Origin of the sequence: Staphylococcus schleiferi, assembly GCF_025558325.1 — a bacterium.
GTDB lineage: Bacteria > Bacillota > Bacilli > Staphylococcales > Staphylococcaceae > Staphylococcus > Staphylococcus schleiferi.
In genome coordinates, this window is sequence record NZ_CP094712.1 from 855,281 (window position 1) to 880,007 (window position 24,727).

At 39.7% G+C, this 24,727-nt stretch carries 17 protein-coding genes and 3 rRNA genes; 9 read left to right on the forward strand and 11 right to left on the reverse strand.

The window, feature by feature from the left end:
• Positions 1-69: 69 nt before the first annotated feature.
• The 3 genes from MUA40_RS03860 to rrf all read left to right on the forward strand — a co-directional run bounded on the left by MUA40_RS03860 (position 70) and on the right by rrf (position 4,982).
• Positions 70-1,621, forward strand: a 16S ribosomal RNA gene (locus MUA40_RS03860).
• Positions 1,622-1,872: 251 nt separating this feature from the next.
• A 23S ribosomal RNA gene (locus MUA40_RS03865) occupies positions 1,873-4,796 on the forward strand.
• A 71-nt stretch (positions 4,797-4,867) separates the two neighbouring features.
• Positions 4,868-4,982 (forward strand): 5S ribosomal RNA (rrf, locus tag MUA40_RS03870).
• The 16S, 23S and 5S rRNA genes sit together here, the layout of an rRNA operon.
• A 390-nt stretch (positions 4,983-5,372) precedes the next feature.
• Here the strand turns inward: rrf and MUA40_RS03875 are convergent.
• The 10 genes from MUA40_RS03875 to ilvD all read right to left on the reverse strand — a co-directional run bounded on the left by MUA40_RS03875 (position 5,373) and on the right by ilvD (position 17,104).
• Complete coding sequence (locus MUA40_RS03875) at positions 5,373-5,834, reverse strand: transposase family protein (RefSeq protein WP_155976487.1); 462 nt, start codon at positions 5,832-5,834, stop codon at positions 5,373-5,375.
• 476 nt (positions 5,835-6,310) lie between these two features.
• Entirely contained in the window at positions 6,311-7,579 is a 1,269-nt protein-coding gene (gene ilvA / locus MUA40_RS03880) for a threonine ammonia-lyase IlvA (protein WP_262569918.1), read from the reverse strand.
• A 12-nt stretch (positions 7,580-7,591) separates the two neighbouring features.
• Positions 7,592-8,164, reverse strand: coding sequence for a 3-isopropylmalate dehydratase small subunit (gene leuD / locus MUA40_RS03885; protein ID WP_016425593.1), 573 nt, complete (start codon positions 8,162-8,164; stop codon positions 7,592-7,594).
• The gene (gene leuC, locus MUA40_RS03890; protein WP_262569919.1) at positions 8,164-9,537 is read right to left on the reverse strand and encodes a 3-isopropylmalate dehydratase large subunit; all 1,374 of its coding nucleotides are present in this window, start codon (positions 9,535-9,537) and stop codon (positions 8,164-8,166) included. Before leuC ends, leuD begins: the two co-directional genes overlap by 1 nt.
• A 3-nt stretch (positions 9,538-9,540) precedes the next feature.
• Positions 9,541-10,590, reverse strand: coding sequence for a 3-isopropylmalate dehydrogenase (leuB, locus tag MUA40_RS03895; protein ID WP_016425591.1), 1,050 nt, complete (start codon positions 10,588-10,590; stop codon positions 9,541-9,543).
• A complete protein-coding gene (locus tag MUA40_RS03900) occupies positions 10,587-12,119 on the reverse strand; it encodes a 2-isopropylmalate synthase (RefSeq protein ID WP_016425590.1) in 1,533 nt (510 codons plus the stop codon). The genes leuB and MUA40_RS03900 overlap by 4 nt, the downstream gene beginning before the upstream one ends.
• Positions 12,120-12,138: 19 nt before the next feature.
• Positions 12,139-13,143, reverse strand: a complete 1,005-nt coding sequence (gene ilvC / locus MUA40_RS03905) for a ketol-acid reductoisomerase (RefSeq protein ID WP_228446197.1) — start codon at positions 13,141-13,143, stop codon at positions 12,139-12,141.
• A 28-nt stretch (positions 13,144-13,171) separates the two neighbouring features.
• Positions 13,172-13,645 (reverse strand): acetolactate synthase small subunit, encoded by a 474-nt coding sequence (gene ilvN / locus MUA40_RS03910; RefSeq protein ID WP_016425588.1) that lies wholly within the window; start codon positions 13,643-13,645, stop codon positions 13,172-13,174.
• A complete protein-coding gene (gene ilvB / locus MUA40_RS03915; RefSeq protein WP_016425587.1) occupies positions 13,642-15,396 on the reverse strand; it encodes a biosynthetic-type acetolactate synthase large subunit in 1,755 nt (584 codons plus the stop codon). Before ilvB ends, ilvN begins: the two co-directional genes overlap by 4 nt.
• Positions 15,397-15,415: 19 nt before the next feature.
• Positions 15,416-17,104, reverse strand: coding sequence for a dihydroxy-acid dehydratase (gene ilvD / locus MUA40_RS03920; RefSeq protein ID WP_262569920.1), 1,689 nt, complete (start codon positions 17,102-17,104; stop codon positions 15,416-15,418).
• A gap of 495 nt (positions 17,105-17,599) precedes the next feature.
• On the opposite strand from ilvD, the gene tsaE reads away from it, so the two are divergent.
• From tsaE to tsaD, 4 genes are read left to right on the forward strand one after another with little or no spacing between them, the layout of a single operon-like run.
• A complete protein-coding gene (gene tsaE / locus MUA40_RS03925) occupies positions 17,600-18,046 on the forward strand; it encodes a tRNA (adenosine(37)-N6)-threonylcarbamoyltransferase complex ATPase subunit type 1 TsaE (protein ID WP_016425585.1) in 447 nt (148 codons plus the stop codon).
• Positions 18,039-18,695 (forward strand): tRNA (adenosine(37)-N6)-threonylcarbamoyltransferase complex dimerization subunit type 1 TsaB, encoded by a 657-nt coding sequence (tsaB, locus tag MUA40_RS03930; protein ID WP_016425584.1) that lies wholly within the window; start codon positions 18,039-18,041, stop codon positions 18,693-18,695. Before tsaE ends, tsaB begins: the two co-directional genes overlap by 8 nt.
• On the forward strand, positions 18,674-19,144 hold the full coding sequence (gene rimI / locus MUA40_RS03935; protein WP_016425583.1) for a ribosomal protein S18-alanine N-acetyltransferase: 471 nt from the start codon (positions 18,674-18,676) through the stop codon (positions 19,142-19,144). The genes tsaB and rimI overlap by 22 nt, the downstream gene beginning before the upstream one ends.
• Positions 19,137-20,165 (forward strand): tRNA (adenosine(37)-N6)-threonylcarbamoyltransferase complex transferase subunit TsaD, encoded by a 1,029-nt coding sequence (gene tsaD, locus MUA40_RS03940; RefSeq protein WP_016425582.1) that lies wholly within the window; start codon positions 19,137-19,139, stop codon positions 20,163-20,165. The genes rimI and tsaD overlap by 8 nt, the downstream gene beginning before the upstream one ends.
• A gap of 445 nt (positions 20,166-20,610) precedes the next feature.
• Here tsaD and MUA40_RS03945 read toward each other — a convergent pair whose 3' ends face one another.
• On the reverse strand, positions 20,611-22,554 hold the full coding sequence (locus MUA40_RS03945; RefSeq protein ID WP_167732717.1) for an ABC-F family ATP-binding cassette domain-containing protein: 1,944 nt from the start codon (positions 22,552-22,554) through the stop codon (positions 20,611-20,613).
• A gap of 152 nt (positions 22,555-22,706) precedes the next feature.
• On the opposite strand from MUA40_RS03945, the gene MUA40_RS03950 reads away from it, so the two are divergent.
• Both MUA40_RS03950 and MUA40_RS03955 read left to right on the forward strand, forming a co-directional pair.
• Positions 22,707-23,345: a redox-sensing transcriptional repressor Rex gene (locus tag MUA40_RS03950; RefSeq protein ID WP_016425580.1), complete on the forward strand. Its 639-nt coding sequence runs from the start codon at positions 22,707-22,709 to the stop codon at positions 23,343-23,345.
• A 295-nt stretch (positions 23,346-23,640) separates the two neighbouring features.
• Positions 23,641-24,723 (forward strand): YeeE/YedE family protein, encoded by a 1,083-nt coding sequence (locus tag MUA40_RS03955; protein WP_167732716.1) that lies wholly within the window; start codon positions 23,641-23,643, stop codon positions 24,721-24,723.
• Positions 24,724-24,727 lie beyond the last annotated feature (4 nt).

The window sequence follows — 24,727 nt, forward strand, 5'->3', positions numbered from 1 at the left end:
GAGTACTTCAACGTACTTTAAAGAGTGATTGACTTAATCAATCAAACGAGCTATATCAAGCTTACTTCTTTTATGGAGAGTTTGATCCTGGCTCAGGATGAACGCTGGCGGCGTGCCTAATACATGCAAGTCGAGCGAACGGACGAGGAGCTTGCTCCTTTGAAGTTAGCGGCGGACGGGTGAGTAACACGTGGGTAACCTACCTATAAGACTGGAATAACTCCGGGAAACCGGGGCTAATGCCGGATAACATGTTGAACCGCATGGTTCAACAGTGAAAGACGGTCTTGCTGTCACTTATAGATGGACCCGCGCCGTATTAGCTAGTTGGTGGGGTAACGGCCTACCAAGGCGACGATACGTAGCCGACCTGAGAGGGTGATCGGCCACACTGGAACTGAGACACGGTCCAGACTCCTACGGGAGGCAGCAGTAGGGAATCTTCCGCAATGGGCGAAAGCCTGACGGAGCAACGCCGCGTGAGTGATGAAGGTCTTCGGATCGTAAAGCTCTGTTGTTAGGGAAGAACAAATGTGTAAGTAACTGTGCACGTCTTGACGGTACCTAACCAGAAAGCCACGGCTAACTACGTGCCAGCAGCCGCGGTAATACGTAGGTGGCAAGCGTTATCCGGAATTATTGGGCGTAAAGCGCGCGTAGGCGGTTTTTTAAGTCTGATGTGAAAGCCCACGGCTCAACCGTGGAGGGTCATTGGAAACTGGAAAACTTGAGTGCAGAAGAGGAAAGTGGAATTCCATGTGTAGCGGTGAAATGCGCAGAGATATGGAGGAACACCAGTGGCGAAGGCGGCTTTCTGGTCTGCAACTGACGCTGATGTGCGAAAGCGTGGGGATCAAACAGGATTAGATACCCTGGTAGTCCACGCCGTAAACGATGAGTGCTAAGTGTTAGGGGGTTTCCGCCCCTTAGTGCTGCAGCTAACGCATTAAGCACTCCGCCTGGGGAGTACGGTCGCAAGACTGAAACTCAAAGGAATTGACGGGGACCCGCACAAGCGGTGGAGCATGTGGTTTAATTCGAAGCAACGCGAAGAACCTTACCAAATCTTGACATCCTTTGACCGCTCTAGAGATAGAGTTTTCCTCTTCGGAGGACAAAGTGACAGGTGGTGCATGGTTGTCGTCAGCTCGTGTCGTGAGATGTTGGGTTAAGTCCCGCAACGAGCGCAACCCTTGAGCTTAGTTGCCATCATTAAGTTGGGCACTCTAAGTTGACTGCCGGTGACAAACCGGAGGAAGGTGGGGATGACGTCAAATCATCATGCCCCTTATGATTTGGGCTACACACGTGCTACAATGGACAATACAAAGGGCAGCGAAACCGCGAGGTCAAGCAAATCCCATAAAGTTGTTCTCAGTTCGGATTGTAGTCTGCAACTCGACTACATGAAGCTGGAATCGCTAGTAATCGTAGATCAGCATGCTACGGTGAATACGTTCCCGGGTCTTGTACACACCGCCCGTCACACCACGAGAGTTTGTAACACCCGAAGCCGGTGGAGTAACCATTTTGGAGCTAGCCGTCGAAGGTGGGACAAATGATTGGGGTGAAGTCGTAACAAGGTAGCCGTATCGGAAGGTGCGGCTGGATCACCTCCTTTCTAAGGATAATATACGGAAATATCACCAACAGGTGATAGACGGAATTAACATGACATATTGTATTCAGTTTTGAATGCTCATTCATTTGAGGATTCAACGATTGTACATTGAAAACTAGATAAGTAAGTATAGATTTTACCAAGCAAAACCGAGTGACAAGCGAAAGCTTGAAACAAAATTATCGCTAGTCGTCGACAGACGACTCACATAATTAATAACTGGTGAATTGAGTAAAAGCTCAATCATAAAAGATTAAGTTATTAAGGGCGCACGGTGGATGCCTTGGCACTAGAAGCCGATGAAGGACGTTACTAACGACGATATGCTTTGGGGAGCTGTAAGTAAGCTTTGATCCAGAGATTTCCGAATGGGGGAACCCAGCACGAGTTATGTCGTGTTATCCGCATATGAATTCATAGTATGTGAGAAGGTAGACCCGGAGAACTGAAACATCTTAGTACCCGGAGGAAGAGAAAGAAAAATCGATTCCCTGAGTAGCGGCGAGCGAAACGGGAAGAGCCCAAACCAACAAGCTTGCTTGTTGGGGTTGTAGGACACTCTATACGGAGTTACAAAAGTATTTGTTAGACGAATAACCTGGAAAGGTTAATCAGAGAAGGTAATAATCCTGTAGTCGAAAACGAATACCCTCTTGAGTGGATCCTGAGTACGACGGAGCACGTGAAATTCCGTCGGAATCTAGGAGGACCATCTCCTAAGGCTAAATACTCTCTAGTGACCGATAGTGAACCAGTACCGTGAGGGAAAGGTGAAAAGTACCCCGGAAGGGGAGTGAAAGAGAACTTGAAACCGTGTGCTTACAAGTAGTCAGAGCCCGTTAATGGGTGATGGCGTGCCTTTTGTAGAATGAACCGGCGAGTTACGATCTGATGCAAGGTTAAGCAGAAAATGTGGAGCCGTAGCGAAAGCGAGTCTGAATAGGGCGAATGAGTATTTGGTCGTAGACCCGAAACCAGGTGATCTACCCTTGGTCAGGTTGAAGTTCAGGTAACACTGAATGGAGGACCGAACCGACTTACGTTGAAAAGTGAGCGGATGAACTGAGGGTAGCGGAGAAATTCCAATCGAACTTGGAGATAGCTGGTTCTCTCCGAAATAGCTTTAGGGCTAGCCTCAAGTGATGATTATTGGAGGTAGAGCACTGTTTGGACGAGGGGCCCCTCTCGGGTTACCGAATTCAGACAAACTCCGAATGCCAAATAATTTAACTTGGGAGTCAGAACGTGGGTGATAAGGTCCATGTTCGAAAGGGAAACAGCCCAGACCACCAGCTAAGGTCCCAAAATATATGTTAAGTGGAAAAGGATGTGGCGTTGCCCAGACAACTAGGATGTTGGCTTAGAAGCAGCCATCATTTAAAGAGTGCGTAATAGCTCACTAGTCGAGTGACACTGCGCCGAAAATGTACCGGGGCTAAACATATTACCGAAGCTGTGGATTGTCCGTAGGACAATGGTAGGAGAGCGTTCTAAGGGCGTTGAAGCATGATCGCAAGGACATGTGGAGCGCTTAGAAGTGAGAATGCCGGTGTGAGTAGCGAAAGACGGGTGAGAATCCCGTCCACCGATTGACTAAGGTTTCCAGAGGAAGGCTCGTCCGCTCTGGGTTAGTCGGGTCCTAAGCTGAGGCCGACAGGCGTAGGCGATGGATAACAGGTTGATATTCCTGTACCACCAATATTCGTTTTAAGCGATGGGGGGACGCAGTAGGATAGGCGAAGCGTGCTGTTGGAGTGCACGTCCAAGCAGTAAGATTGAGTGTTAGGCAAATCCGGCACTCATTAAGATTGAGCTGTGATGGGGAGAGGAAATTGTTTCCTCGAGTCGTTGATTTCACACTGCCGAGAAAAGCCTCTAGCTAGAATATCGGTGCCCGTACCGCAAACCGACACAGGTAGTCAAGATGAGAATTCTAAGGTGAGCGAGCGAACTCTCGTTAAGGAACTCGGCAAAATGACCCCGTAACTTCGGGAGAAGGGGTGCTCTTTGGGGTTCACGCTCTGAAGAGCCGCAGTGAATAGGCCCAAGCGACTGTTTATCAAAAACACAGGTCTCTGCTAAACCGTAAGGTGACGTATAGGGGCTGACGCCTGCCCGGTGCTGGAAGGTTAAGAGGAGTGGTTAGCGCAAGCGAAGCTACGAATCGAAGCCCCAGTAAACGGCGGCCGTAACTATAACGGTCCTAAGGTAGCGAAATTCCTTGTCGGGTAAGTTCCGACCCGCACGAAAGGCGTAACGATTTGGGCACTGTCTCAACGAGAGACTCGGTGAAATCATAGTACCGGTGAAGATGCCGGTTACCCGCGACAGGACGGAAAGACCCCGTGGAGCTTTACTGTAGCCTGATATTGAAATTCGGTACAGTTTGTACAGGATAGGTAGGAGCCTTAGAAGCGTGAGCGCTAGCTTACGTGGAGGCACTGGTGGGATACTACCCTAATTGTATTGGATTTCTAACCCGCAGCACTTATCGTGCTGGGAGACAGTGTCAGGCGGGCAGTTTGACTGGGGCGGTCGCCTCCTAAAGTGTAACGGAGGCGCTCAAAGGTTCCCTCAGAATGGTTGGAAATCATTCATAGAGTGTAAAGGCATAAGGGAGCTTGACTGCGAGACCTACAAGTCGAGCAGGGTCGAAAGACGGACTTAGTGATCCGGTGGTTCCGCATGGAAGGGCCATCGCTCAACGGATAAAAGCTACCCCGGGGATAACAGGCTTATCTCCCCCAAGAGTTCACATCGACGGGGAGGTTTGGCACCTCGATGTCGGCTCATCGCATCCTGGGGCTGTAGTCGGTCCCAAGGGTTGGGCTGTTCGCCCATTAAAGCGGTACGCGAGCTGGGTTCAGAACGTCGTGAGACAGTTCGGTCCCTATCCGTCGTGGGCGTAGGAAATTTGAGAGGAGCTGTCCTTAGTACGAGAGGACCGGGATGGACATACCTCTGGTGTACCAGTTGTCGTGCCAACGGCATAGCTGGGTAGCTATGTATGGACGGGATAAGTGCTGAAAGCATCTAAGCATGAAGCCCCCCTCGAGATGAGATTTCCCAACTTCGGTTATAAGATCCCTCGAAGATGACGAGGTAAATAGGTTCGAGGTGGAAGCGTAGTGATACGTGGAGCTGACGAATACTAATCGATCGAAGACTTAATCAAATTTGTTCATAAGGTTTTACTTGTGAATGTATACTTACGATCTAGTTTTGAATGTATAACATTCAATTTAATCTGGTGCCAATGGCAAAGAGGTCACACCTGTTCCCATGCCGAACACAGAAGTTAAGCTCTTTAGCGCCGATGGTAGTCGGACTGACGTTCCGCGAGAGTAGGACGGTGCCAGGTTATTTTCTAAGAGACATTGTGTATGTCTCTTTTTTTATATTTAAATACCATCAATGGATATGCTATTCCACGCAGCCAGTCATACGGATATGAAGAAAAGTTAAAACGTTAATCTCAAAATAAATAGCGCTAAGGTGATTTTTACTAGAAAATCGTCTTAGCGCTTCCTTTGCATGATAAAACGGCTGTACACTTTATATGGTGGTTATGTGTCTATAATAATTAAGTCGCAAACTTCCGATTGCTTCTTCGAGTCTCGCTTTCCCAGGCGCCTTACCTCAACTAATTTTGGCTTTTATTGTAGCTCATAAGAAGCCAAAATGGATTTTCGGTTTCGGCTCTATGCCTCGGGAGTCTCGACTCGGTACGCAATCTATTTAAGCAATTTCACTATTGAAAAGTGGTATTGCTTACTTTATGAATCACACGTTTTACAGAAGATGCAGAAACGTTACAATCACTTGCGATATCAGTTTCTGAGCGAACTTGTGTTGCTTTATCTATAATGGCTTTCTGAACATGGTTTGAGATAAAACAGTTATCCTCAACAACATTTGTTTTAGAAGTAAAAGTCCGACCACAAACCATACATTTAAAACGTTGTTTTAACAGATTTAAATACACTGCTATCTCTTGGAATCTTAAAAAAGTAATTCGCGATAAACGTTTTCCGTGTTTGTGTATTCGGTTTGGATTCGTATGATAACAGTGAGGACAAGTCATAGGCTTGTATGAAAGGGTACCAAAGATGACGTTAGATTTCTTACCTCTAATAACTACATCTTCTTCAACTTTAGTGATTTTAATATTATTATCTTTAATTTTTAGTAACTTTAATATATCATTACACATAGGCGCAATATGTCTCCTTTATTTTTGGTTTAGTCACTTAAAATTATAGAGGCATTTGCGCTATTTTTGTACAAAAAAGCAGGATGACTTATGTCATCCCACCATAAAAAATGAAGAACCAAATAAATAGCGCTAAGGTGATTTTTACTAGAAAATCGTCTTAGCGCTTTCTTTCTATGATAAAACTTCGTATGAGATGACTTCGTTTTGCGAGAGGCAGCCTCAGCCTATCGTCTTTGGCTCGTCTTGTTCTCTCAGACGTCTCGTCATTAATAGGAGGAAAGTACATTTCGCATACATCAAACAAAAATCGGAAATGTGAAATTGAATCATTTATTCCACATTTCCGATTAATCATAGTTTCACACATTGGTTGATGTATATTTAAAATACACTTCAGTCATATCTCTTTAACATTCACCAAGTTTTTATAAGGTAACAGTTTCATCTGAACGTTTATTAATCGCGAATTAACGCTAAATTAATAATGAGTAGAGCATTTTATTTTCATTAATATAAATATTCTTCGGATCGAACTGATTCACGTGCTGCTTGAGCTGTTCTAAATCGGTATGTCTCTGTAGTTGAATACCTATAATCACAGTTCCCGTATTTTGGGAAGATTTTTTTAAATACTCAAATTTTGTAATATCATCATTGGGTCCTAATACATCATTAACAAATTCTCTTAATGCACCAGGACGTTGAGGAAAATTGAGGATAAAGTAATGTTTCATCTCTTCATAAAGAAGAGAGCGCTCTTCAATTTCTTTCATTCGATTGATATCATTATTTCCTCCAGAAACGATACATACGACATTTTTACCTTTTATTTTATCTTTGTATTGTTCCAATGCGCTTACACTTAGCGCACCAGAAGGTTCAGCTACGATTGCTTGCTTAGAATACATGTCTAATATCGTAGAACACACTGCACCCTCATCTACTTGGATGTAATCATCTAAAGTCTCACGGCAAATATCAAATGTAATGTCTCCCACACGGGCTACAGAGGCGCCATCTACAAATTTATCAATGTTTTCAAGTGTTACAACATGACCTTGTTTAATCGACTGATACATACTACTTGCGCCTAAAGGTTCTACGCCAATCATCTGTGTCTGTGGTGAATAGGATTTAAAATAAGTAGACACACCCGACATGAGTCCGCCACCCCCGATGGCCCCGAAAACATAGTCGATTTTAAGATTCTCTTTTTCTGATTGTTCAATCATTTCTTTAGCTAAAGTGCCTTGTCCAGCAATCGTGTGTACATTATTAAATGGATCGATAAAAGTCATACCATGTGATGTGGTGTATGCCAGCGCAGCCTTTAAGCAATCGTCAAATGTATCACCAATGAGCTTAATTTCGACATTGGCATCACCAAAAAATTGAACTTGATTAACTTTTTGTTTTGGCGTTGTCACTGGCATAAAAATAACGGCATGAAGATTCAGTTTTTTCGCAGTATATGCGACACCTTGTGCATGATTTCCTGCGCTTGCACAAGTGATACCACGAATCCTTTGTTCATTGGGTAATACTGCAATGGCATTATAGGCACCTCGCAACTTAAATGAACGGACCCACTGCAAATCTTCACGCTTTAAATAGACATTACATTGATATTTGAGCGATAAATAATGATCTTTTTCTAAAGGTGTTTCTTTTACGATGTTTTTAAGACGTAAGTGTGCATCATCCACATCTTGTGCATGTACAGTTGTTCGAAGATTAGACATCTCTTTCACTCCTTAAGTATATTTAAGTTCATAATCTTTTATTTCTTTTTCATATTTTAATGTGATTGCGATGTCATCAAGACCGTTCACTAGTTTTTCTTTCCATGTTGAATCAATTTCAAAATGAAAAGTTTGTTCTGGTGATTGTACAGTTTGTTGAGGGAGATCGACAGTAATGGTTTTAAATTGAGCTAAATGTTTTCGTGCATTCTGGTCTAATTTGATGGGTAAAAGTGCATTTTTTGTACAGTTCATATAAAAAATATCACTAAAACTTTCAGCAATTATCACTTGAAAACCAAAATCTTTTAGCGCCCATGCGGCATGTTCTCGACTCGAACCACACCCAAAGTTATCACCCGTTATTAAAATGGTTGCATCTTTATAGTTTTCATCATTTAATATAAAGTCTGGATTGTCTGAACCATCAGAGAGGTAACGCCATTCATCAAATAAAAAGGGGCCATAACCCGTTTTGGAAATACGTTTTAAATGGGCTTTCGGAATAATTTGGTCTGTATCAATATTGTCATAAAATAAAGGAACAACTTTACCTGTATATTGAGTGATAGGTTTGATTTCCATTATGCTTCAATCTCCTTTCTTACATCTACAAAGTGACCTTGGATGGCTGCAGCTGCTGCCATAGCAGGGGACACAAGATGTGTTCTCGCACCTTTTCCTTGTCGACCTTCAAAATTACGATTACTTGTTGAAGCACAATGGACACCAGCAGGGACTTGATCTGGGTTCATTCCTAAGCACATACTACATCCAGGATCACGCCACTCAAACCCTGCGTCTTTAAAGATAACGTCAAGCCCTAGTGCTTCTGCCTCTTTTTTTACTTGACGAGAACCTGGAACGACAATCGCTGTAATATTAGGATGAATTTTCTTGCCTTTTACAAAATGACTCGCTTCAATTAAATCAGAGAGCCTTGCATTCGTACAAGAACCTAAAAAGACGTAGGCTAAAGGAATGTCTTTAGCGAACTGGCCAGGTTTTAAATCCATGTAACGGTAAGCTCGTTCGTCATTACTATCTTTAGACTCTGGGAAAGGTGTACTAAACGAAACACCCATTTCTGGACTTGTTCCCCAAGTTACTTGAGGCTCTAAATCTGAAACGTCTAATTGAATCACTTTATCAAAATGTGCGTCTTCATCACTATACAACTGTTGCCATTGTGGCATTTTTAAATCAATATCTTGAGCATAACGACGACCTTTAAGATAGTCATACGTTATTTGGTCTGGTTGGATTAAGCCATATTTTGCACCTGCTTCGATCGCCATATTACATATTGTCATACGACCTTCCATTGAAAGTGATTGAATGGTTTTACCAGTAAATTCAAGTGCATAACCTGTTCCAAAATCAACACCATACTGATTAATTAAATATAAGATAATATCCTTAGCATAAACGCCTTTTGGAAGTACACCAGTGACTTCAATTTTTAAGTTTTTAGGCTTTGTTTGCCAAAGCGTTTGTGTTGCAAAAACATGTTCAACTTCGCTCGTTCCAATACCAAAGGCAATCGCACCAAAAGCACCATGTGTCGCTGTATGTGAATCTCCACATACAACTGTTTTACCGGGCTGAGTGAGTCCTGTTTCTGGTCCTACCATATGTACGATACCTTGTTCGTCAGCCTCCATATCAAAAAGTTGAACGCCAAAATCTTTACAGTTTTGTTGTAAAGCTTGTATTTGCTTATTTGCAATTTCATCTTGGATATTAAAAATGTCGACAGTCGGGACGTTATGATCTAATGTTCCAAAAGTTAAATCAGGTCGTCGTAATTGACGATTTTGTAATCTTAACCCTTCAAATGCTTGTGGAGACGTCACCTCATGAATAAGATGTAAATCGATGTATAAGAGTTGTGGCTCACCATCTTGTCCCGTAATGATATGCTGATCCCAAATTTTATCAAAAAGTGTCTTACTCATTTGTTAAGCCTCCTTTAATTCCTGTATAAAGTGATGGAACACTGCATTAGTCCCATAATGACCTCCTAAGTCAGACGTTGTAATGCCATTTTTAAGTAAATGGTCAACGGTTTGTTCTAAAAGTTGTGCCATTTTTTCTTGTTGTGCGGATTGGCGTAAACACATGGCGAGTGACAAAATCATGCCGAAAGGATTGGCTTTATTTTGTCCAGCGATATCAGGGGCAGAGCCATGTATCGGTTCATAGAGTGAAGGCCCATTTGTGCTAAAGCTTGCAGAAGGGGAAAGTCCTAACGAACCAGGTAACATTGAGGCTTCATCGCTTAAAATGTCTCCGAATAAATTTTCTGTTACGATGACGTCAAACTCAGCAGGTCGTTTAATGAGATGCATACTACATGCATCAACAAGCAAATGTTCCACTTCGACGTCTGGATAGTGCTGTGCAACTTCATTAATCGTTTTACGCCAAAGTTTGCTGCTTGATAACACGTTTTCTTTATCGACAGAAGTTAATTTTCCTCGACGAGATTGTGCAAGTTTAAAAGCAGTATGTGCAATTCTCGTTATTTCCGCTTTACTATACGCCAGTGTATCTACTGCTTCATTTGCATTAAAATAACGCGGTTCACCAAAATAAAGCCCTCCAGTGAGTTCTCTTACAATGATTAAATCGGTTTGATTAACAATCTCACGTTTAATAGGTGACAAGTCCACTGTATAAGGTGTTACACGAGTGGGACGTATATTTGCGTATAAATTCAAAGCTTTTCTAAGTTGAAGTAAGCCGTGCTCTGGACGACAATCGGGATTTTCCCATTTAGGACCACCGATGGCACCTAACAAAATAGCATCCGCATTTTGACAAGCATGTAGTGTTTCATTAGGCAAAGGTGTGCCATAGCGATCAATGGCACAACCACCTATATCATAAGTATCGACATGACAGTTAAAATTGAATTTTGTGGCAAGCTCGTTAAGAATTTCTAACGTGCCTGCCATTATTTCTGGTCCAATACCATCGCCTGGAAGTGCAACAAGGTTGAATGTCATTCTGTAGCACCTACCTTGACCACAGGCGTTGTTGATTTAGCTACAGCTTCTACGTAGGCTTTACATGACGCATAGATAATATCATGGTCAAAGCCAACCCCTGTATATTCTTGTCCATTGACTTCTACACGGACATGAACTTCAGCTTGTGCATCAGAACCTTCAGTTACAGCATCAATGCGATAATCTAATAATGCAGTTTCAACTTTAAAAATGCGGTCTACTGCATTATAAATAGCTAAAATAGAGCCTGTTCCTATACTTGAATCTTGATAAACTTGTCCAGCGTTATCTTTAATGACGACGACTGCACTTTGTAAACCATTTGAAACGAATTGAAGTTGTAATGCATCAAGATGATATTGGGCATGCTTATCATGTTCACTATCTTGAATTAACGCATGAATGTCTTGATCTGTGACATGCTTTTTCTTATCCGCAATATCTTTAAATGATTTAAACAACGTCTTTTGTTCCTCTACATCAATGTTGTAACCTAAAGCCTTTAATTTTTCTTGGAATGCATGTTTACCTGATAATTTACCAAGAGGTAATTCTGTATTTTTCACACCGACTAATTGAGGTGTCATAATCTCATAGGTTTCAGGATTTTTAAGAAAACCATCTTGGTGAATACCAGACTCATGGCTAAAAGCATTTTTACCTACAATTGCTTTATTACGAGGAACTCTCAAACCAGCATAGCGTGCTACTAAATCAGAAGTTTGCTTTGTCAGTTCAAGATTGATTCGACTTTGAATTTGGTAGTGATCTTGTCGGACATATAAGCCTAGTGCAACTTCTTCGAGTGCAGTATTGCCAGCACGTTCGCCAATACCATTGACGGCACCTTCAATACGTGTAGCGCCATTTTCAATAGCGGCCATGCTATTGGCAACTGCTAAACCAAGGTCATCATGACAGTGCGCACTATAAGTAATAGGTTGCGTAGTCTTTACTTTTTCAATTAATGTTTTGAAAATGTAGCCATATTCAGTTGGAAACGTATAACCGACAGTATCAGGTATATTAATTACAGTAGCACCTGCATCAACAGCGGCTTGTACACTTTGAATTAAGAAAGGTAACGGTGTTCTTGTAGCATCTTCAGGTGAAAATTGGACAACTTCAAAACGTTCTTTTGCATAAGTGACATATTTCGTAATCGCAGCTAATACTTCATCTTCCGTCATTTTTAATTTGTACTTCAAATGGATCGGACTTGTCGCAATAAATACATGTATAGAAGGGGAGACTGCGTCTTTAGTCGCTTCGTATACAGCATCGATATCAGCTTCACGACATCGGGCTAATCCAGTCACAGTTGTCTTTTTTAAGGTTTGTGCAATTGCTTTTACAGAATCAAAACTACCTTGACTTGAAGCGGGAAAGCCTGCTTCAATTACATCGACACCCCATTTTTCGAGTTGTTCTGCTATTTTTAACCGTTCTTCAAATGAAAAACTGACGCCAGGTGTTTGTTCGCCATCTCTAAGTGTTGTATCAAAAATTTGAATATGACTAGACATTTTCAATCACTCCTAACAATTATTTCTGAATGCTTTTCGATTTAATAAATGGCATCATCTCACGCAATGATTGTCCTACTTGTGTAATTTGATGATCTTGTTGTGCTTGTCGCATAGATTTAAAGTCTTTAAATCCATTATGATTATCATCAATGAAACGTTGGCTGAAACGACCATCTTGAATATCTTTAAGTACAGCTTTCATGTTGGCTTTCGTATCCTCTGTGATGACACGTGGTCCAGATACATAATCCCCAAATTCTGCAGTATTTGAAATAGAATAGCGCATATTTTCAAGTCCGCCTTCATACATGAGGTCAACAATTAATTTCATTTCATGTAAAACTTCAAAATATGCAATTTCAGGTTGGTAACCAGCTTCAACTAAAACTTCGAAACCACTTTGAATGAGGCGTGTCACCCCACCACATAAAACTGCTTGCTCACCGAATAAATCTGTCTCTGTTTCCTCTTTATAAGAGGTTTCTAATACACCTGCACGTGTTGCGCCAATACCTTTTGCATAACTTAAGGCCAAATCTCGAGCTTGTCCTGATGCATCTTGGTGAACAGCAAAGAGGGCAGGGACTGCTGAGCCTTCAACAAATGTACGTCGAACTAAATGACCCGGCCCTTTTGGTGCAACTAAAAACACATCGACATCACTTGGTGGATTAATCACATTGAAATGAATATTAAAGCCGTGTGCAAATGCGAGGGCATTACCCGCTTCTAAATGAGGTTCAATTTCATTTTTATAGACATCACCTTGGATTTCGTCTGGTAATAAAACCATAACGACATCAGATTGTTGAACGGCTTCACCAACTGTGAATACATCAAAGCCATCTTCTTTTGCTTGATCAAAAGATTTACCCGGTCTGATTCCAATGACCACGTCGTAACCATTATCTTTTAAGTTTTGTGCATGAGCGTGGCCTTGAGAGCCATAACCAATAATTGCGATTTTTTTTCCTTGTAATGCATCATTTTCAACTGAATTGTCATAATATACTTTTGCCATATTAAACGACCTCCATATGTACATATTTTTAGATAATTGCTGCTGTGCCTGTGCGTGCGACTTGATCAATTTGAAATGATGATAGATCGTCAAGAAGTTGATTTAACGTATATTGAGGGCCTGTCGCTTGAATAAACGTATATTGCCCATCTTCTTTTAATACAGAAACTAGCGCATCATAAGGTTCGATAACTTGCATCAAGTCGGATTGTTGAAAAGGCTTTTTTAACTTAATTAAAAGTAATTCTCTGTTAAAGCTGTTGGTACTTGTTATATCTTGAACAAGAAGAGTATTTACTTGCTTTTCTAATTGTTGAATAATTGTTCTTTGTTTTTCATTATCTGGAACTTCCGCGATAAAAGTAATTTCTGAAATACCTTCCTCTAAAGTAGGGGTAGCTGTAATGCTTACGATATTAATTTGGCGTCTAACAAATAGGCTGGTTAATCGGTTCAACGTTCCTGCTTTGTCAAAGACACGTAACTTAAACGTTCGCTTCATAGTAAGCCCTCCATTTCATGATTTGCTTTACCACTTGGAACCATTGGCAATACAGGTTCCGTTGGTGAAATTCTAACTTCAATTAACGCTGGGCCATCATGAAGAAAGGCTGCATCGATTTGCGATTCAAGTTTCTGATTGTCATCGATTAAAAAGCTTTTAACCCCATAGGCTTCACTTAATTTTCTAAAATCAGGTTGATCATTGAATACAGAATGAGAAAAGCGTTGATTAAAGAATTTGTCTTGCCACTGTTTAACCATACCGAGTGTGCCATTATTAATGAGAACAATTTTGATTTTCAAATTAAATTCATTGAGTAAGGCCATTTCCTGATTCGTCATTTGAAAGCCACCATCACCAACAAAAACCACGACTGTGTCAGAAGGTTTCGCAAATTGAGCGCCTATTGCTGCTGGGATACCAAAGCCCATCGTTCCTAAGCCACCACTTGTAATGAGTTGACCATAGGTTTCAAATGGATAAAATTGAGCCACCCACATTTGATGTTGGCCGACATCAGTTGCGACATAAGCTTTTCCTTTTGTAATCTCACCAATGTATTCAATAACCCGTTGCGGTCGGCTGAATTCGCGTTGTTCAGACGGAAGATATTTGAATGGGTGCTTTGATTTATTGGCATTAACAGTATTGAGCCAATCTTGATGATTGGGAACTTCAATACGATACTTTGATAATGCAGCTAATACGGCACCTACATCAGCAACGATACCTAAATCAGTTCTAATAATTTTGTTAATTTCAGATGGATCAATATCAACATGGACAATTTTGGCATGTGGTGCGAATGATTCTGGTTGGCTTGCAAGACGGTCATCAAAACGAGAACCAAAGTTAATGAGTAAATCGCAATCCGTTAGTGCCATATTGCTCGCATAGGAACCATGCATGCCGCCCATCCCAAGAAATAAGGGGTGGGAAAAAGGAATAGCACCTAAGCCATGTAAAGTAGTCACTACAGGAATTTGATATTTTTCAACAAATTGTAGGAGGGCTTCATTTGATTTTGAAAAGTTCACACCGGCACCCGCTAAAACAATTGGTTGTTTGGCTGATTTTAATAATGCAGTCAATTTTTGAATTTCATCAATTTCAGGTTTGTGGTTCACATAATAGCCAGGCGTATTAACTGTTTTGTCGTTTGTCGTTTCAGTAGAGAGGACGCCCATATCTTTAGGAAAGTCGATAACGACAGGTCCCTTTCGACCATAATTGGCAATATGGAATGCTTCTTTTACAATTCTAGGAATATCCTTTACATCATGAACTTGATAGTTATGTTTCGTAATTGGCGTCGTCATTGATAAAATATCAGCTTCTTGAAAAGCGTCCTTACCGATACCGGGTGTTGCAACTTGACCCGTGATGACAACTAAAGGCAAAGAATCACTATAAGCATCTGCAATACCTGTCATCGCATTTGTCGCACCTGGGCCACTTGTTACTACGACAACGCCGGGTTTACCACTCACACGCGCATAGCCTTCTGCAGCATGTGTGGCACCTTGCTCATGACGGTAAAGGATATGCCGAATTTGTCCGTTATAAAAAGTATCATAGAGTGGTAGAACGGCACCGCCTGGATAACCAAAAATATACTCAACTTCTTCTTCTAAAAATGCTTCGACCAATAATTCTGCACCAGTTTTCAACGTGTGTGTCTGTGGTTGCAATGTTGAAGTCAACTGCTCTGTCTGTGCATAATCCGTTGCTTTTTCAGTGTTTGTCATCTTGAATCCCTCCATCTTTTTAAAGTAACTCATCTGGTACTTTCATGATGCCACCTGTGTTAGCACTCGTTACAAGCGCGGTATATCTTGCTAAATAACCTGTTTTTACTTTTGCTTTAAAGGATTGTTGTTGCGCATCTAGTTTTTCAAGTTCGTCTTGTGATACATTTAAGGATAAAGTGCGGTGAGTGAGGTCGATTGTAATTTCATCGCCGTCTTCGATTAAGCGAATAGGGCCACCTGAAGCGGCTTCTGGTGAAATATGACCGACAGCGATACCGCGTGTTGCTCCTGAAAAACGACCATCTGTAATTAATGCCACATCTTTGCCTAAACCTCGTCCTACAATCGATGAAGTAGGGGCTAACATTTCAGGCATTCCTGGACCACCTTTAGGGCCTTCATAACGAATGACAACGACATGTCCTGCACGCACAGTATGATTATCAATAGCTGCGACCGCTTCGTCATGACTATCAAAACAAATCGCTTTTCCTGTAAAGGTTTTGATGGATGGATCTACACCGCCAACTTTAATGACTGCACCATCTGGAGCGATATTGCCATATAAAATAGATAGCCCACCTTGCTGATCATAAGGTGAATCTAAGTGTCGAATGACTTGATCATTCGTGATTTCTTTGTCTTGATTGTTTTCTCGAAGTGTTCGTCCTGTGACAGTTATCCGGTCAGGATGTAAGACACCGTCTTTTTTCATTAATTCATTGATAATTGCCGGTACGCCGCCCGCTTGATGGACATCTTCCATTGAATATGCTGAACTAGGTGCAATTTTAGATAAATACGGTGTTTTTTTAGCGATATTATTAATCCGTTGAAGGTCGTAATCAATGCCTGCTTCATTGGCAATCGCTAACGTATGTAGTACAGTGTTTGTAGATCCACCCATCGCCATATCAAGTGCAAATGCATCATCAATTGCTTCTTTCGTGATAATGTCTTTAGGCTTTAAATCATTTTTGACATTTTCTACCAACTGTTTTGCGGCTTCTTTTATCATCTCTCTTCTTTGATCACTCACTGCTAATGCTGTGCCGTTATATGGTAATGCCAGTCCTAAAATCTCCATTAGACAATTCATTGAATTTGCAGTGAACATTCCTGCACATGAGCCACAAGTCGGACATGCGTTTTGTTCCATTTCTAAAAAGTCTTCTTTACTCATTGAACCTTCTTTAAATGCACCAACTGCTTCAAACATAGATGAGAGTGTCAATGCTTTACCTTGGGAAGACAATCCTGCTTTCATAGGACCGCCAGAACAAAATATAGCTGGGACATTCGTTCTCACTGCTGCAAGTAACATACCAGGAGTGATTTTGTCACAGTTTGGAATGTAAAAGACACCATCGAACCAATGGGCATTGATAACTGTTTCTGCTGCATCTGCGATAATTTCACGGCTTGGTAATGAGTAACGCATCCCAATATGGCCCATCGCAATGCCATCATCGACACCAATTGTATTAAATTCAAATGGAATGCCACCCGCTTCTCTAATCGCTTCTTTGGCGATATCAGCTAATTCTCTTAAATGTACATGACCAGGAACAATATCGATATATGAATTACAAATAGCGATAAAAGGTTTGTTCATGTCAGTAGGGGATTTAATTTGTCCCGTCGCATGTAATAAACTTCTGGCCGGTGCTTGTTGATCTCCTTTTTTAATCATGTCACTTCTCATCTGTATGGCCTCCCTTGATTTTTGAAAATAAAAAAAGATACGCCCCAATTGGTGTTGGGACGTATCTTTAAGTCCCATTCAATTAGAAATAGGACTTAAGCGATTAGTAAAATTTCTACTAATGCTCCAGTCCTGAGCGTAAAATTAAAATGACAATATTATTTTGTTGTGTATGGGTCATACATGGATATGTTTTCATTGTCTAACGCTCCCTTCAAAATCGAATGTGATGTATGTTGAATTATATTGGTTTTATCAATTACGAGAATGAGTAAAATTTAGAATTTAGAGAATTGTCTAAAAATTACGTGTTATAAATTTAACGCATCTTTTCTTCTAAGTCAACAGTAAATGTAAAATTTTCTGAAAATAATCTTAAAACACATTAATTAAGCGTCATTCTTATTTCAAAGTAAATGTCAAGAATCAGATAAGGTCAAATAGAAAAAAATTTGTTACAATAGATAGGAAAATTAAGTCAGGAGTGCGGAAAGTATGAGAATAAAAAATATAGCAGAAATGCAGAGGTTCGCTAATTTACTGACACCACTTCTAAAAGCGCAAGATGTGTTGTTATTAGATGGTGATCTTGGCGCTGGTAAAACAACTTTAAGTCAATTTATCGGAAAAGCGTTGGGGGTCAAACGTCACATCAGTTCACCGACCTTTAACATTATTAAGTCATATAAAGGAGACACTTTAAAATTTCATCATATGGATTGCTACCGACTTGAGAACTCCGATGAAGATTTAGGGTTTGATGAATTTTTTAATGACCACGCAGTTACAGTCGTTGAATGGAGTACGTTTATTAAAGATTATTTACCGGATGTATTTTTAAAAATTAACATTAAAGTGATCAATGAAGATGAACGAGAAATCGAACTCGAGGCAAAAGGTCAACATTTTGAAGAAATCAAGGAGCAAATGACACATGTATAGTTTACTTATTAATAGCGCGAATCAACCTTTATCAGTTGCTGTTTTACAAGATGGCAAAGTTTTAGTCACACATACTACAACGGTTAAACGCAATCATTCTATACAATTAATGCCATTAATCGAGTTTTTACTTGCGCAATGTGAAATTAAAGCAAAAGATTTAGATGAAATTATTGTGGCAGAAGGGCCAGGTTCTTATACAGGATTGCGTATTGGTGTCACTACGGCTAAAACATTAGCGTACACTTTAGGCATACAGTTATATGGTGTCTCTTCATTAAAGGCAATTGCTGCGAATATCGAATATTCAGATGCCTATATTATCCCAATCATTGATGCCCGAAGAGGGAATGTCTTTGCAGGTGTTTATCAATGGCAAGATGAACAGTTAGTCGCTGTTATGGAAGATCAACATATTGCGTTATCTCAATTAATTTCACAATGGTCTAATAATGAGAATATTATCTTTATTGGTGATGATGTCACACATTTCACAAATGAACTCGAAGGATATCAATGTATCGCTGAACCGCCTAGAGCGGATAAAATGTATCGATATAAAGGTGAACCGCGTGAGATTCATACGTTTGTACCGCAATATTTAAAGTTATCGGAGGCAGAACAAAATTGGATGGATCAACAGAAATAAAAGAGAAACTTCAAATAAGACATATGATGCTTGAAGATGTTCCAGCTGTTTTTGACCTTGAACAGATAAGCTTTAAAAAGAGTTCGTGGACGATTGACGCGTTTTATTATGAATTGGAGCAAAATCATTTTGCCCATTATTTTGTTGTAGAGTTCGAAAATAAAATTATCGGATACTTAGGCTTATGGATCGTAGTTGACCAAGCCCAAATTACAACAGTTGCTATTGATCCGGAGTATAGAGATTACGGATTAGGTCAATTATTATTAAAATATGTTATTAATTTTGCATCTTCAATCGCAACGGTTATGAGTTTGGAAGTACGTGAAGATAATCATGTCGCACAGCATGTTTATCAAAAACTTGGTTTTGAATATGGCGGTAAACGAAAAAATTATTATGGTGATGGAGAGGATGCGTTAGTCATGTGGGTGAGTTTAAATGACTGAGAATACAACGATTTTGGCACTTGAAACAAGTTGTGATGAAACAAGTGTCAGTGTAATAGAAAACGGTACAGAAATTTTAAGTAATAGTGTGTTAAGTCAAATTGACAGTCATAAACGATTTGGCGGTGTTGTCCCTGAGGTCGCAAGTCGTCATCATGTTGAAAATATAACATTAATCATTGAAGATGCATTGCAACAAGCAGACAAATCAATGGACCAGATTGATGCAGTTGCTGTAACGCAAGGCCCAGGTCTTATTGGTGCGTTACTGGTGGGTGTCAATGCTGCTAAGTCGCTAGCTTTTGCTAATGATAAACCGCTTATACCGGTCCATCATATAGCGGGGCACGTGTATGCAAACCAACTTGGAACAGGTTTGAAATTCCCATTAATTGCATTAATTGTTTCGGGTGGACATACGGAGCTTGTCTATATGAAAGATCATTTACAATTTGAGATTATTGGTGAAACACGAGATGATGCAGTAGGCGAAGCTTATGATAAAGTCGCACGGACTATTGGCTTACCTTACCCTGGTGGCCCGGCGGTTGATCGATTAGCCGCGCAAGGTGAGGACACATACCAATTTCCTCGTGTATGGCTAGAGCCTGAGAGTTATGACTTTAGCTTTAGTGGTTTGAAAAGTGCAGTGATTAATAAATTGCATAATCTAAAGCAAAAGGGTGAACAAGTGATTCCTGAAAATGTAGCGACAAGTTTTCAAAATAGCGTAGTGGAAGTGCTCGTTGGAAAAGCGATGCGTGCTTGTGAAGATTACAACGTTAAACAGTTGATAGTAGCTGGAGGTGTAGCAAGTAACAAAGGGCTTCGCAAAGCTTTAGAGCAAGCTACGCGTGAAAGAGGCATAGAACTCGCGATTCCAGAACCACGTTTATGTACGGATAATGCTGCGATGATTGGAGCAGCAGCCCATTATATTTACGAAAAAGGAATACGTGGGGATATGGCGTTAAATGGTAAAAGCAGTATGGATATTGAAATGTATTTAGATCATGAATAATGAATGCTTTACGTTTTTAAACTGCAACTTTATTTTGAGGGTGAGACAACGAAATCAAACGATTTCTGTCTCACCTTTTTTATCAAAGAAAAGTGATACATTCTAATCACCATTAAAAATTAGATGTTTGTTTATATAGACATATAACTCTAAATAGCTTAAATTTCACATTTCAAGATCACTTTTCTGATTAAGCAAAAGTCAATAGAGAACATGCGTACTTATGCACAAGTTGTTAAGAACCTGTGTATAACATTGGCGTAAAATTGGGGATAAGTTGTATATAGTTGTGCATAAGGATAGAATATTCTAGCCTTTAACTTGTGGATAATGAGGATAACTTTGTGGATAGTTGGTGTTATGCCATTTCATATGTGGACGAAATGTAAACAGAAGGTGATTAAAAAAATAAACCGAGTAGAAAATTTTACTCGGTTTACTTCACTTAATCTTCATATTCAGTTAACAAAAGTTGTAATTCTTCCCAGTTTGTCATCACTTGTTCTAATGCTTGTTCGATTTTTTGACGTTCTTCAGCTAGAGATTGTGTTTTTTCGAAATCATTAATGACAGCCTCATCTGTCATTTGCAAATCAATCGCCGCAATCTTGTCTTCTAACTCAGAAATTTGGCTTTCATCATTTTCAATTTGGCGCTCTATTTTACGCTTTTCACGACGAAGCGTCTTTTGATCTTGATAAGTCGTTGGCTGAGTGCTTGAATCTACTTCAACCGTCGCTTGATTTTGTTGGTTATCGTAAGCGGCAAGGGCTTGTTGTTGCTCTAGCTTTTCCAAATAGTATTGATAATCCCCTAAATAAAGCGTGCCACCTTTTTCGTTTAAATCAAAAATTCGATTCGCCAATTGGTTGATAAAATAGCGGTCATGCGAAACAAAAATGAGTGTTCCTTGGAAATGTTTTAAAGCTTGCTCTAACATCTCTTTAGAATCAATGTCTAAGTGGTTTGTCGGTTCGTCTAATATGAGCACATTGTTACGTTCTAACATGAGTAATGCCAATTGCAAGCGTGCTTTTTCACCGCCAGATAAATCATTGATGACTTTTAATACGTCATCTTGCGTAAATAAAAAGCGTCCTAAAACGGCACGCACATCTTTTTCAGGCATTTGACGATATTGATCCCACACAAAATTTAAAATTGTTTTGTTTGAACGAAATTCTGCTTGTTTTTGATCATAGTAGCCAATTTTAAGATTTGCACCGTCAATTACTTGTCCTGACAAAGGTGGAAGACGTTTGGCTAAAGTTTTAATTAAAGTAGATTTACCTACCCCGTTAGGTCCGATAATACCGATATGATCCCCTTTGTTGATTTCAAATCGTATAGGTTGCGTAATAGGGGCGACATATCCAATCGTTAAATCTTGAATGTGCATGACATCATTTCCAGTATTGCGATCAAAATCAAATTGAATGTTCGCACTTCTAGCGTCTAACATCGGCTTTTCAAGGCGTTCCATTTTTTCTAAAGTTTTTCTACGGCTTTTAGCCATACCGCTCGTGGAAGCACGTGTAATGTTCTTTTCCACAAAAGTTTCAAGACGTTTAATTTCATTTTGTTGTCGTTCATATTCAGCTAAACGTTTTTGATAATAATGATCTCTTAATTCGATAAATTTAGCGTAATTGCCGACATAATGTTTAACTTCTCCCAATGAAACATCGTAAACTTGAGTCACGATTTTATCTAAAAAGAATCGGTCGTGCGAAATAATAACGATAGCGCCTTTGAAATATTTTAAATAATCTTCTAGCCATTCTGTTGTGGCCATATCTAAATGGTTCGTCGGTTCATCTAAAAGAAGCAGATCAGGTTCGCTTAATAACATTTGTGCTAATGATAGGCGTGTTTTTTGTCCCCCACTAAAATCATTAATCGGACGATGATAATCTGCTTCACTAAAATCTAGTCCATTTAAAACAGTTTTAATTTTACTTTCATATTGATAACCTTCAAGCTGTTCAAATTCATTTGAGAGCTTTTCGTATTGATCAATATGCGTTTTATATTCTACTGACTCATACATATCCGCATGAGTTGCAAGCCAATCGGTTTCATCTTTCATACGCTCTGAGATGGATTGAACATGCGCAAACGGTTTGGCCATTTCTTCGAAGACTGTATTTTGGGTATTTAATGTCATTTGTTGTGTCAAATAGCCTAATTTCAAGCCTTTGATTTTAGAGATATGGCCTGAATCATAGTTTTCAACACCAGCGATGATTTTCATCAATGTTGATTTACCCGCACCGTTACGTCCTACAATGCCAATTCGTTCGCCGGTTTTTACTTCAAAGTTGACGTCTTCAAAAATCTCTTCACCATCAAACGATTTGGTGACGTGACTTAATTGCATTAAAATCATATGGCATGCTCCTTTCATTCTTAATTATTGTACAATAAACCCTATATGTATCAAGTACTTAATGTTTTCATAACCATAAAATTAAGTTATAATTATTATCACATACTATGTATATGAGTGCACGCATAAGAAAGACTACGGAGGACTTTAAAATGGGAAAAGAAAGCAATAAAATTCCTAGAGCGACCTTAAAACGTCTCCCTTTATATTACCGATTTGTCAATATTTTAAAGGCTAAAGGTGAAGATCGTGTGAATTCAAAAGCGATAAGTGAAGGCTTAAATATAGATTCTGCAACAATTCGCCGAGATTTTTCATATTTTGGAGAGCTTGGGAAAAAAGGTTATGGTTACAATATTGATAGTCTATTGGAATTCTTCAAATCTGAGTTAAGTGATTCTGATGAAATCAAAATAGGCATTGTTGGCGTAGGGAATTTAGGTAAGGCATTAATCACTTATAACTTTTCAATTCACGATGATATGACCATTACTGAAGCCTTTGATATCAGTGAGGAAATCATTGGTACGCAAGTGGGTGATGTGACGGTAAAATCAATGGACGAGATAAAAAGTACCGTTGAAACTGAAGCGTTAGAAGTCATTATTATTGCTACACCAGGAAGGGTGGCACAAGAAGTGGCCGATGCACTTGTAGATGCAGGTGTGAAAGGAATACTTAATTTTACACCGAAACGTGTGCACGTACCTCAATCTGTACAAGTACATCAAATTGATTTAGGTGTGGAATTACAATCATTATTATTCTTTATGAAAAATTATAATGATTAACCTTTTATGATAATTATCCATACATACAAAAAGATTTGTTTGGATGAACAGCAAATTAAAACATAGCGCTTTGAAGAGAGTATAAATGTCTAATGATGATATTAGATTTTTATACTCTTTTTTTAGTGAGAATAGGACAGGTCTTGGAGCATGGATGTCTAAAAATACAAATGTAATCAAATGAACTTGAGAAAAAGATATATATTTTTATATTTATTTTAGAAATGCACTTGAAAAGTAAGATCTTATTTTCTATAATACCTATAATATTAATCGGATATAGGAGGTAGGAATATTGATCTGGACTGTGATAAGTGGATTGATTGTGGGAAGTTTACTCGGTTTTGTCATGCAACGTACGCGTTTTTGTTTAACGGGTGGCTTTAGAGATATGTACGTTCAAAAAAATAATAAGATGTTTTATGCGTTGCTTATTGCGATTAGCATCCAAGCTATTGGCTTATATGTATTAACTTCATTGGGTGTTATCACGATAGATAATGGTACATTTCCAGTCGTAGGCACGATTGTTGGATCATTTATTTTTGGTATTGGGATTGTTCTTGCAGGCGGTTGTGCCACTGGGACATGGTACCGTGCGGGGGAAGGTTTAATTGGTAGTTGGATAGCACTTTTCATGTATGCTCTATTTGCAGCAATCTCAAAATATGGTGTTCTATTACCGCTGAAAGATACTATTAATAAACAAACTGTTTATGAAGCGGACATGGCGACATCTACAGGGATACCCAGTTGGATATGGTTAATCTTATTAACTGGCGTTACGCTATTTTTGGTTATGACCACGTTGAAAAAGCCAAAATCAAAAATTGCTATATCTAAATTAAAACCACGCTATACAGGGATACGTCACTTTTTATTTGAAAAGCGATTTCATCCTTTTGTTGCAGCGATTGCGATTGGTTTCATTGCACTTATCGCTTGGCCAATGAGCATTTCAACAGGTAGAGAAGGTGGGCTAGGTATAACCACACCATCTGCGAACTTAATCGCCTTTTTAACAACAGGAAACGTTTCTTTTATTGACTGGGGTGTTTTTCTTGTTTTAGGTATTTTTATAGGATCGTATATTGCAGCGCGCGGTTCAAGAGAATTTAAGTGGCGACTACCGGATATTAAAACAATACGTAATAGTGTCATTGGTGGTGCTTGTATGGGGTTTGGTGCAGCGCTCGCAGGTGGATGCTCAATAGGTAATGGTTTAGTTGCAACTGCTGCATTATCGTGGCAAGGTTGGATTGCTTTAGTGGCTATGATTTTAGGGACATGGTTTATGAGCTATTTCTTATTTGTGAAGCCTTTAAAAGCAGCACGCCAACAACAAAAGCATTCATCAACACAATCTGTTAATTTTTAAAAAT